General features: G+C 54.0%; 6 protein-coding genes. 4 read left to right on the forward strand and 2 right to left on the reverse strand.

All coding sequences use genetic code 11. The features are described 5' to 3' along the window. Positions 1-19 precede the first annotated feature (19 nt). Entirely contained in the window at positions 20-2899 is a 2880-nt protein-coding gene (locus tag IPM59_02340) for a TonB-dependent receptor (protein MBK9214433.1), read from the reverse strand. Positions 2900-2927: 28 nt separating this feature from the next. After that, a complete protein-coding gene (locus IPM59_02345) occupies positions 2928-4898 on the reverse strand; it encodes a winged helix-turn-helix domain-containing protein (GenBank protein MBK9214434.1) in 1971 nt (656 codons plus the stop codon). Between the two features lie 139 nt (positions 4899-5037). Here IPM59_02345 and IPM59_02350 point away from each other — a divergent pair, with 139 nt between their 5' ends. The 4 genes from IPM59_02350 to pgsA all read left to right on the forward strand — a co-directional run bounded on the left by IPM59_02350 (position 5038) and on the right by pgsA (position 10179). Further along, on the forward strand, positions 5038-6384 hold the full coding sequence (locus tag IPM59_02350; GenBank protein ID MBK9214435.1) for a PD40 domain-containing protein: 1347 nt from the start codon (positions 5038-5040) through the stop codon (positions 6382-6384). Between the two features lie 89 nt (positions 6385-6473). Further along, positions 6474-9065, forward strand: a complete 2592-nt coding sequence (locus IPM59_02355) for a PD40 domain-containing protein (protein ID MBK9214436.1) — start codon at positions 6474-6476, stop codon at positions 9063-9065. Then, entirely contained in the window at positions 9062-9397 is a 336-nt protein-coding gene (locus IPM59_02360) for a VCBS repeat-containing protein (protein MBK9214437.1), read from the forward strand. The genes IPM59_02355 and IPM59_02360 overlap by 4 nt, the downstream gene beginning before the upstream one ends. A gap of 95 nt (positions 9398-9492) precedes the next feature. After that, complete coding sequence (pgsA, locus tag IPM59_02365) at positions 9493-10179, forward strand: CDP-diacylglycerol--glycerol-3-phosphate 3-phosphatidyltransferase (GenBank protein MBK9214438.1); 687 nt, start codon at positions 9493-9495, stop codon at positions 10177-10179. Positions 10180-10252: the final 73 nt, after the last annotated feature.

Raw genomic sequence — 10252 nt, forward strand, 5'->3', positions numbered from 1 at the left:
TTAAGGAAATTTTCTGAGTTCAGAAACTAAACTTCACGCCCAGTTGAAATTGGCGACTATCCAGGGCGACAGATTGATTTCTTGCCCGAAAATCTGGGAGTGGGCCGATCAAATTGCCGGTGACCGGATCTGTCGTTACTGAAATGTTGCTGTAGCCGATAATGTTCCTGATATTCAATAGATTTTGAAACTCAGCGAATAGCTCCAATTTGAACCTCTCCGATAGGCTAATGACGCGTGTATATTTGAGGTCAAGATTGTACTCGTTCGGCGTCTTCTCGGAATTACGCTTGAACCCGACCGGCCTATCATAGTAGAAACCATCGTTGTTTAGATCAAACTCAGAATAGACACTGAACCGCGTGCCACTATTTGCGGTCGCGATAATTCCGAATTGGTTGTTGTTGAAGACAGAGGACAGAAACTTGCTTTTTAGACGAAATGTGGGCTGCCCAACGAAGCTCATCACAAACGTATGACGTTGATCCGCAGACGAGTACCCCATATCGACGCTACGGTTTGTTGGATCTGAGAGGAACACGCCCTCGCGATCGCCATCCGGCGCATCGTTGATGCCCCTTGAGAGCGTGTAATGAACACTAAACTGCACACCGCGACTCAATCGCTGCTTGAGCTGCAGGGCAAGCGCATCATATTGCGCGCTCCCAGCCGATTCGGCGATAACCACCCAGCCCAGATCGGGAAAAAACTTGTCATCGCCGAACACAGGCCTGCCGTCTGCCAGTTGAGCAACGGAATTGATTGGATTGATATTGCGATAAACATTCAGATGTCTGCCGGCTGAACGGACATAGCCGACGATGAATGAGAGGTCATCGGTAATAGCTTGGTCGAGTTGAATGTGGGAATGGATCGCGTACATCGTTTCAAAATCCTTCGCGATCGTATAGATGTCTTGGTCGGGCAATACGGATCCGGGCGGCAGTTTGCCTACGGCGTTGGGAAAGGCCGGAGCTCCCGGGGCATTCGGGGTAAAAGTGTAGCTGAAAAATCTAGAATTGCCATTGACCCGCAGTATGTCGCGATAAATCGAAAGCAGCGGGGCGTCATAATAAAGGCCGGCACCAGCCCTGATTATAGTGGGTCGAGAGCCATCACGCAGAGCATAGACCACGCCAAATCGAGGCGCCAGATCATTCTTGTCCGTAGTGAATTTCTGCGACAGTTCGACCACCGAACTCGGGTCGGCCTTAGGCAAGCGATAGAGGTCATATCGCAGGCCGTATGTCAGCTTTAAGCGCCGCGTGACTTTCCAGTCGTCTTGCGCAAAGACATTGAAGAATGTTGAGCTATACTTTGTCCCCGGATCACCAAAGGCTTCCTGATAGTTGCTGTAACTTCTTGGATTTACCCCTGTCCGCGCCGCAACGTATGCATTAATCGACGGAAAGCGGTAAAGACTCAGCAGCGCGGCTCTCTCCTCGTAGGCGTGATGACTAACGCCACCGCCAAACTTAAACACATGAGTCCCCATCGCGCGAGTCACGTTGTCGTGAAACTGCGTGACCTGGAGCGGCGGAAAGATGGTATCGACATTGACCGGCGAGCCGAAGTTTGCAACATTATTGATGAATATCGACGGCCCAATCCCCGAAAGTTCATTCCGTCTGGCCCCTTGTACACGGCGCCCATACTGAAAACGGAATTCATTGAATCTGGTCTGCGTGTAAGACAAAAGTTGGACCGCGACGGCTTGATTGAGCGTGAAATTATCGAGGCCACGTTCAGCGGTGTTTCGCCCGCCAGAAATAGGATTGTCCGCGCTGAGATCAGCCAGGTTGAAGCGGGCAGTTAGGCGATTGCGGCTATTTAGCTGAGCGTCAGTCCGAACGATATAGAAGCCACCTCTCTCAAGGGCCGGGATCGCCGCCGGGAAGATCGACGGCGAAAGGCCAGCTCCGATCAAAAGGGCACGATTCGCGGGCGTTATCGTCAGCAACCTCGCGGCCATCGCCTTGTCATCGCGATATTGCCTTTCGAATCCGAAATAGAATTGCCAGCGATCCTTTATTATCGGAGCGCCGACAGCGGCGGTGAAAATATCCGTCTTGTTCCCGGGCAGATCGACCGCCGGGAAGAAGAAGGGGCGTGAATAAAATGGTGGTCTCCGTAATCGGTAGCTGGCAGATCCGTGCAACTCATTCGTCCCCGACGGTGTGATCACATTCATTATCATTCCCGGGGTGTCGCCGAACTCGGCTGCGTAACCATTTGTCACAAGTTGAACCTCACTGACAAACACTTCGGAAATATTCAGCAAACGCGATTGATTATTGTAGACAGTGTTTGTGTTGCCATCTAGCAGATGGTTAATGCGATATAGATAGCCATTAACGCTAAGACGAGGAAAAGCAAAGCCGCGGGACTGTCGGCCAGTCACATTTGCGTGCAGAAAGCCTAAGTTTAGCGGATTGCGGTTGATCAGCGGTGCGTTCCCGACCTCACGCGCGTCCAGCACACGTCCTAGGTCTGTTCTGCCTCCATCTGAGATGGCCGAATCCGCCGAGACGGTCACTGACTCAGCGATCGTCCCTGCCTCTAGTTGGATATCGATTGTCGCGATCTCGCCCGCAGATAGAATAATACCGTCGCGCACGAACCGCTTGAAATTCGGAGCCTCAGCTATTATTCGATAGTTACCTAGCGGCAGCAGGGGAAAACGATAAACGCCCGAATTCCCAGAACTGACTTCGCGTGTGGCCCCGGATTCCACGTTGGTAACGCTTATCAGCGCGTCGGGCACATAGGCACCCCTTGAATCGAGGACTGTGCCTTCGATCTGCCCGTTCGATGCCTGTGATTGGGCTGAGAGGTTAGGCACGGAGTGCCCCGCAAGCACAAATATCGTAAGGGCAAAAACTAGAGTCTTTCTCGCCATTGGTCTCATATTGCCGAACGCAAAAAGATCACTCTAATCCGAGACGTCTGACCAGATCATCGAATCGCGGGTCACCGCGAAGAGAATCGAACGCCGGTTCCACGCCCAGGTTGTACACAAGCCATTTGCGGTTCTCAATGGCCTTGTTCAGATACCCAAACGCCTCGTCTTTTTCGCCCAGCAGTGCGCAATCTCGCGCGACGTTGAATGGGTTGTCGGATACTTCCTTTACATCAAGTCTGGCAAACTCAAGAACTTTCCGCTTGACTCCACGCCAGCCCGCCGTTTCATAGGCCCTTTGATAAACTTCAACGTGGTCGGATTTTCGGCGTTCCTGCATTATTTTCATGAATATCTCAAAGGAACGCGCTTCGTCCCCCTTCATTTCATAGGCAAACTGCATCCAATTCGAAAAATGATCCTCATCCAAGTCTAGTAGCCGTTCGAATTGCACAACCGCTTCGTCGTAGCGGCGAGCGTAATATAAGATTCGTCCACGGTGCATCATATACTGAGTCGAGCTCGGGTCAATTGTTTGCGCGGTTTCGATCTCCGTCAACGCTTCGTCAAATTGTTTGCGGGCGGCCAAAAGCAGTGCATAGAACCAGTGGGCCGTATCATTGTTCGGTTCCAGTTCGATGGCGTGGAACAAATCTCTTCTCGCGGCGGGAAGGTCCCATTCAAATACAAGCTTTAGCTGTCCGCGAGCCACATAGGCTTCCGCCAAGTTGTTGTCGAGTTCAAATGCCTTATTGATAAATTCTGCTGCCTTGCCGGACCTTGGAACGTCACCGCTCAGAATATCCAACCGAAGGTAAGCACTCGCCATTCGTGCATATGCCAACGCATAATTCCGGTCCAGTTCGATCGCTTGCTCAAAATACTCAATTGCCTTTTTTTGATCTCGGGCACTTACCTGCGTCGTCAAATACTTCCCTTGCAGATAAAGCCGATAGGCATCTTCGTTGTTGGTTCCGCGTTTTCCCGGGGTTATTGAAGTGGTGGCAAATCGAGTCTGCAATAGAGCCGCGACCTCATGGGCGATAGCATCCTGCATAGCAAACAAGCTTTCGGTTGATTTTTCGTTCTTATAAGATTCCTCGATCTGTCCGGTAGCGACGTTAAAAAGCTGTGCCGTGATGCGAAACCTTCCCTCAGCCATCTGGTAATGGGAGGCAAGAACATAATCTACCTTCTGCTCTCGTCCGACGACAATCGGATCTTGGTCGATGTCTATATATTTGCGCGTTGCGCTGAGCGGCCTGATGATAAAACCCTTAATCGAACCGAGCCTGTGGATCAATGAATCGGCAATCCCGATCTCGTAAAGCTCGTCGCGGTATGCCGCATTTATAGGTTTAAGCGGAAGAACCGCGATAGATCTGGCCGCCGGCTTTCCTGATTCTGGCCAGAAATTGAATGAAAGCAGAAAAACAAGGGAAATGGCGGTTACGAATCCGACGGTGAAGAAGACGGCACGACGATTCCTTGAATATGTAACCGTTAGGCCGGCAGTTGGAACTGCCGACTTAACATATTCGTCCGTCTCTGTCGTGTCTGGAAGCTTTTCATCGGACGCAGCCGATCTTACCGGTTTCTCGGCCTGCTGCTGAGCGGGCGCGCGCTCTTCAGTGACCTTAGCGACGAAGCGGTAGCCTTTCGTCGCAACCGTTTCGATGAACTTGCTGTTCTCGTCCTCGCCCAGAGCCCTGCGAAGGGTGTGAATTATGCGCGCAATGTTGGCTTCCTCGACAAACGAGTCTGCCCAGACGCGTTTTAGCAGTTCATCCTTTTCAACCAGATGCCCGCTCTCGCTGACGAGTATAGTGAGTACCTCGAACGCTTTCGGCGTCAGGGGAACGGGCACATCTTGGTTCAGCAGCCTTCGTTCCGCAACGTCAAGCCGGAACGATTCGAACCGAAATAAATGTCTCGCCTCGCCCTCCATTTCGCTTTCGGAGAAATTTAGGAGAAAACCACGAAATTTTTCCAAAGACATCTTGCCACCCAACGCCCTAGCCTGTGATCGCACGGTGCAGCAGGTCGGTTGGTGAATGCTTTCGGATGAAATTGAAACTTCTTGCCCTTAAGTATAACAGCCGACGCTGCATCGAGCAACGAAAAGAGAGGTGACGACTATGAAGAACAAGATGATCTCAACAATACTAGCGCTCTTTACTCTGATGGCGGTGATGCCGACGTCCGCCTTTTCGCAGAGCCGATTGGCGCCTGAAAGCTTTTCTGTTTTCAGTCTGCCGCAGAATGTCGGCACGGCGGTGAACTCGACGAGTAATGAGAGCGCAGCGGCTGTCGCTCCGAACGGGCTTAGCCTCTATTTTTCGAGCAACCGGGACGGGACTCTCGGCAGCATTGACCTGTGGGTCTCGCAACGGGCAACGGTCACATCGGCATGGGGCACCCCTCAGAATCTGTCGATGCTCAATTCCGGGAACAACGAAAACCTGCCGTCTCTTTCCGCAGATGGAAGGACCCTATTCTTCAACTGCTCAGACTGTTCAGGTTCTTTCGGAGGGGCCGACATCTACATCACAACAAGAACTGATCCGAACAACGACTTTGGCTGGAGCAAACCCGTCAATCTTGGCGAGGTCGTCAACAGCTCCAGCAATGAGATCGCCCCTGCATATTTTCAGGACCCGGCGAACGGGTTGGGAGTCCTTTATTTCACGAGCGACCGAATTGACGGGGATTTTGATATTTATCAAAGCACGCGCAACGCGAATGGAACATTTAACGCCCCTACGAATGTTGAGGCATTGAACAGTATGTTGGAAGACAGAAGCGGGGGAATTCGAGGGGACGGCCTGGAGATGTTCTTTACGTCTGATCGAGACGGCGGGCTGGGCGGAAGGGACATTTGGGTCTCAACCCGCGGGTCCGTCTCTGCAGATTGGAATCCACCCGTCAATCTCGCCGCCGTAAACTCGGCCGGCAACGACCAATCTGCATCGTTATCTCACGATGGGTCGATTCTCTACGCCGCATCGACCCGTGACGGAAGCAGCGATATCTACACCGCCACGCGCGTCAGCGTCAACCGCAGCGCAACCGCTGATTTTGACGGTGACGGACGGAGCGACCTGAGTGTTTTTCGGCCGTCGGACGGGATCTGGTATGTCGTCGAAAGCGGAACAAATACCTTCCGCGCTCAGCAATTCGGGGCCAATGGCGACCGTGTCGTACCCGGAGACTATGATGGCGACGGCCGCACGGACATCGCCGTTTACCGCCCAACGGACAGGAATTGGTACATCAGCCGAAGCTCCGACAGTGCGGTCTCGATCACGACGTGGGGCCTCGCCACCGACCGGCCCGTACCCGGCGATTACGACGGCGACGGACGGACCGATATCGCAGTTTACCGAGATGGCACATGGTATGCGATCCAGAGTTCAAACGGCCAGTCGCAGAACCACCAGTTCGGCTTAGCTACAGACATTCCTATCGCCGGCAGTGCTCAGTAAAACACGCCGGGGCCGCCTTTTGTCTGCGAGCAGATCGAAGGCGGCCCTTTTTGCTATTTCAGGTATCTGAGATTTGAATGGAGGTCGTCATGTCACGCAAATTTGTTCTTTATCAGATTTATTTGTTACTGATCGCTATTTCGCTTGGTTTTCCAGTGACGGCCATTGCTCGCCCGGGCGATCTTGACCCGACATTCGGCGACGGCGGGATCGCCATCACCAGAGGCAATAGTTTTAATCACCTAGATTCTGCGTACGCAATGGCAATCCAATCGGATGCCAAGATGGTCGTGGTCGGAGACGGCTACAGCGGTGGGCTGGGCTGGGATTTTGCGGTTGTCCGCTATAACGCGACCGGGTCGCTGGATCCGTCTTTCGGGGACAGGGGCATAGTTATTACCTCGCTCGGCGACTCCCATGATGGTGCCCGTGCTGTAGCTATCCAGCCAGACGGCAAGATCGTTGTCGCAGGCTACAGCTCTGGCTCAGGCTCGGCGGTCGTTCGTTACAACCCAGACGGTTCACTGGACACCTCGTTTAACGGCACCGGGATAATCAGAGCCTCGGCCGGCGGGGCGGCGGTCGCGATCCAGGCGGACGGTAAGATCGTCACGGCCGGCAGCAGCGGCGGCGGCTTTGCGATCCTACGTTACAACACGAACGGAACGCCCGACCTCTCACTTAACGGGACCGGCATGGTAACTACTCCGATCGGGAATGTGAGCAGCGGCGCCACTTCTCTAAAGATACAGTCGGACGGCAAGATCGTCGCCGCCGGATCGAGTCGAGACGACGTCACAGGCAACAGTTTCGCCGTGGTCCGGTACACGACCTCCGGACACCTGGACACTACATTCAACGGGACAGGCAAGGCAACAACATCATTCGGGGATGCCTATGGGGGAGCTAGTGACCTGGCGTTTCAATGGGATGGCAAGATAGTCATCGTCGGTTCGACCGGAGCTCCGGGCACTGGCTATGACTTTGCATTTATTCGGTACGATTCGGACGGTTCGCTCGATGCCACATTTGGCGGCACCGGGAAGTTCACTATCCCAGTCGGGCCTTCCAGCGATTCTGCGCATTCGGTAGCGATCCAGGGCGACGGCAGTATCCTGGCTGCCGGCAGCAGCTTCTCAAGCGGCGGGAGTATTCCGAGCTCTTTTGCTGTGGTTCGGCTCAAACCGAACGGAGCGCTCGATACAACATTCAACGGGACCGGTATAGTCCGCAACCCGACTTGCTGTCAGGCCTACGCCTCAGCAATGGCGGTCCAATCCGACGGCAAGATAGTGGTCGCGGGCGGCTTTGATGACCAACTGTATGACTATTATGACTTTGTAGTTGTTCGCTATCAGGGCAACCATCTCCGCTCGAATGGCAAGATCGCATTTACGAGCGATCGCGACGGGAATAGCGAGATATACGTGATGGACCCTGACGGCAGCAACCAGACGCGGATCACTAACAACAATATTTTCGATGGACACGCCGCATGGTCGCGTGACGGCCGAAAGATGGCCTTTATTAGCCAGAGAGAGACGGGAGGCTATGCTATTTTTCAGATGAACGCGGACGGAACGGATAAAACGGAGATCACCCCGGTGAATTACCAGCCGAGCAGCTTATTGAGCACCTCGTGGGGCATTAGTTGGTCGCCTGACGGCAACAGGCTCGTTTTTGCGGAGAGGGATTTCGTGGCGAACGAATGGCATATCTTCGTTGTAAATGCCGATGGTAGCAACCGAAGGTTCTTGACACGGGGCTGGGACCCGGCGTGGTCGCCCGACGGCACGAGGATACTCTCCGTCACGACACGTGGATCGTCGTCGGCTGAAAGGATTCAAACAATTGGGCCTGATGGCACCGATCTTCGGATCTTACCCCCACTGCCGAACCAATTCAGATGGTACGAGGGCGTTTCATGGTCACCCACCGGCAGAGAGATCGCTGTGTCGGCAGAAAACTCCGCGAATCTGATCATGTTCATTCTGGATGCAGACGGCTCGAACGCGCGAGAATTTCACTGGCAATGCTCGCCCGTCGCTCCCGATGGATGCAGTAATGTCTTTTCACCATACTGGTCGCCCGACGGACACTCGATCGCTTTTGTTTACCCAAACCAGATCTACACAAAAAAGGTAGATGGCGGCGAACCGGAGCGGCTTACGACAAGCGGCCGGAATTTTGACCCGTCATGGCAGCCGATCATACCCCGCTCGGCTCTTGCCGATTTTGACGGAGATGGGCGGTCAGATATTTCTGTCTTTCGCCCTTCGGATGCAACTTGGTATCTCGACCAATCCGCTAACGGTTTCTCCTCCAGGCGGTTTGGTATATCGAGCGATAAGTTGACTCCAGCCGACTATGACGGCGATGGCAGAACAGACATTTCGGTCTTTCGCGACGGCGTCTGGTATTGGCTAAACAGTTCTGACGGCAGTTTCCGGGGGAACCAGTTCGGGGTATCAGGTGATATTCCGATTCCCGCAGACTTTACTGGCGACGGACGGGCCGAACTAGCTGTTTACCGAGACGGGATCTGGTGGTCGCTCGATCTAACAAACGGCCAGGTGGGCAGCTCCAATTCGGACTGCCATCTGACAAACCCGTCGTCGGGGACTATGATGGCGACGGGCGCGCTGATCAGGCGGTGTTTCGCGATGGCATCTGGCATTTGAACCGTTCATCCGCGGGTTACGAGGCAGCGCAGTTCGGTATCGCTACCGACCGCACTGTGCCCGCAGATTATGATGGCGACGGCAAAACCGACCTCGCAGTTTACAGGAACGGGACGTGGTACCTCCTTAAGACCAATGATGGCTATGCAGACTTTCTGTTCGGGCTTGACACGGATATCCCGGTACCTGCTGACTACGACGGCGATGGAAGAGCCGACATTAGCGTTTGTCGAACTGGAAGTTGGTACATAGTCCAAAGCTCGAATGGGCAGCCATCCTATTATCAATTTGGGTTGGGGAGCGATGTCCCCATCGCGGGCAGGGCTCAATAGCTACAGGCGACTATGTGATAAATACCGGCGGGCCGCATGTGCCCGCCGTTTTTGTTATCGCGAGGCCTGTGCGTAGAATCTAGGTTTGTAGTCGTGTGAACCTGCCTAACTACATTACGCTTGGCCGCATCGTGATCGTGCCGCTGCTCGTGGTCGTGCTCCTTACGCCTGTGGCCGAGTATTGGTTTGGAATCGACGCTTATGCACTTGCAATCGTGATCTTTCTGATCGCGGCGATCAGCGATATCTTTGACGGCCAACTCGCCCGCCGCCGCAAACAGGTATCGACGCTCGGCAAGTTTCTCGATCCCATCGCCGACAAGCTGCTCATATCAGCGGCATTGATCGTCCTTGTCGAGAAACACCTCGCCCCGTCGTGGGCCGTCGTCGTCATAATCGGACGCGAATTTATCATCACGGGCCTGCGTTCTGTCGCGGCCAGCGAGGGCATCGTCATACAGGCTCAGGGCATGGGCAAATTCAAAATGTGGGCCCAATGCGTCGCCATTGTTGCCCTGCTCGTAGCTGCAGCCAACGGCAATCCGCCCGTCTCGAACTTCGGTCTCGATTATCCCGCATTCTTCTGGCGCGTGCCCGAGGTGCAGGCGGCGTTTGCAAACCTCGCTCAATTCTCGCTCACCTCAAACGATTGGAAGGTCTTTGGCTATCTCGTCGGCCGCGGCGCTCTCTGGGTGTCGGTCATCACGGCTCTTTGGTCGATGTACGGCTACTTCGCCTACTTCCTGCGTGCTCGTTCTGCCGAGAGGACACCTTCAACCTGACCGATTCGCCCTTCATTCTGACCGAATTCGTTCCATCGGCCCGGCCCGAACCTACTGACTTCTCAATATTTTA

This window comes from Chloracidobacterium sp. (assembly GCA_016715795.1).
Classification (GTDB): domain Bacteria; phylum Acidobacteriota; class Blastocatellia; order Pyrinomonadales; family Pyrinomonadaceae; genus OLB17.

Coding starts and splice junctions, on each gene's coding strand:
- IPM59_02355 (MBK9214436.1), top strand. CDS start 6,474: ATGTCACGCAAATTTGTTCTTTATCAGATTTATTTGTTACTGATCGCT.
- IPM59_02340 (MBK9214433.1), bottom strand. CDS start 2,899: ATGGCGAGAAAGACTCTAGTTTTTGCCCTTACGATATTTGTGCTTGCG.
- IPM59_02345 (MBK9214434.1), bottom strand. CDS start 4,898: ATGTCTTTGGAAAAATTTCGTGGTTTTCTCCTAAATTTCTCCGAAAGC.
- IPM59_02350 (MBK9214435.1), top strand. CDS start 5,038: ATGAAGAACAAGATGATCTCAACAATACTAGCGCTCTTTACTCTGATG.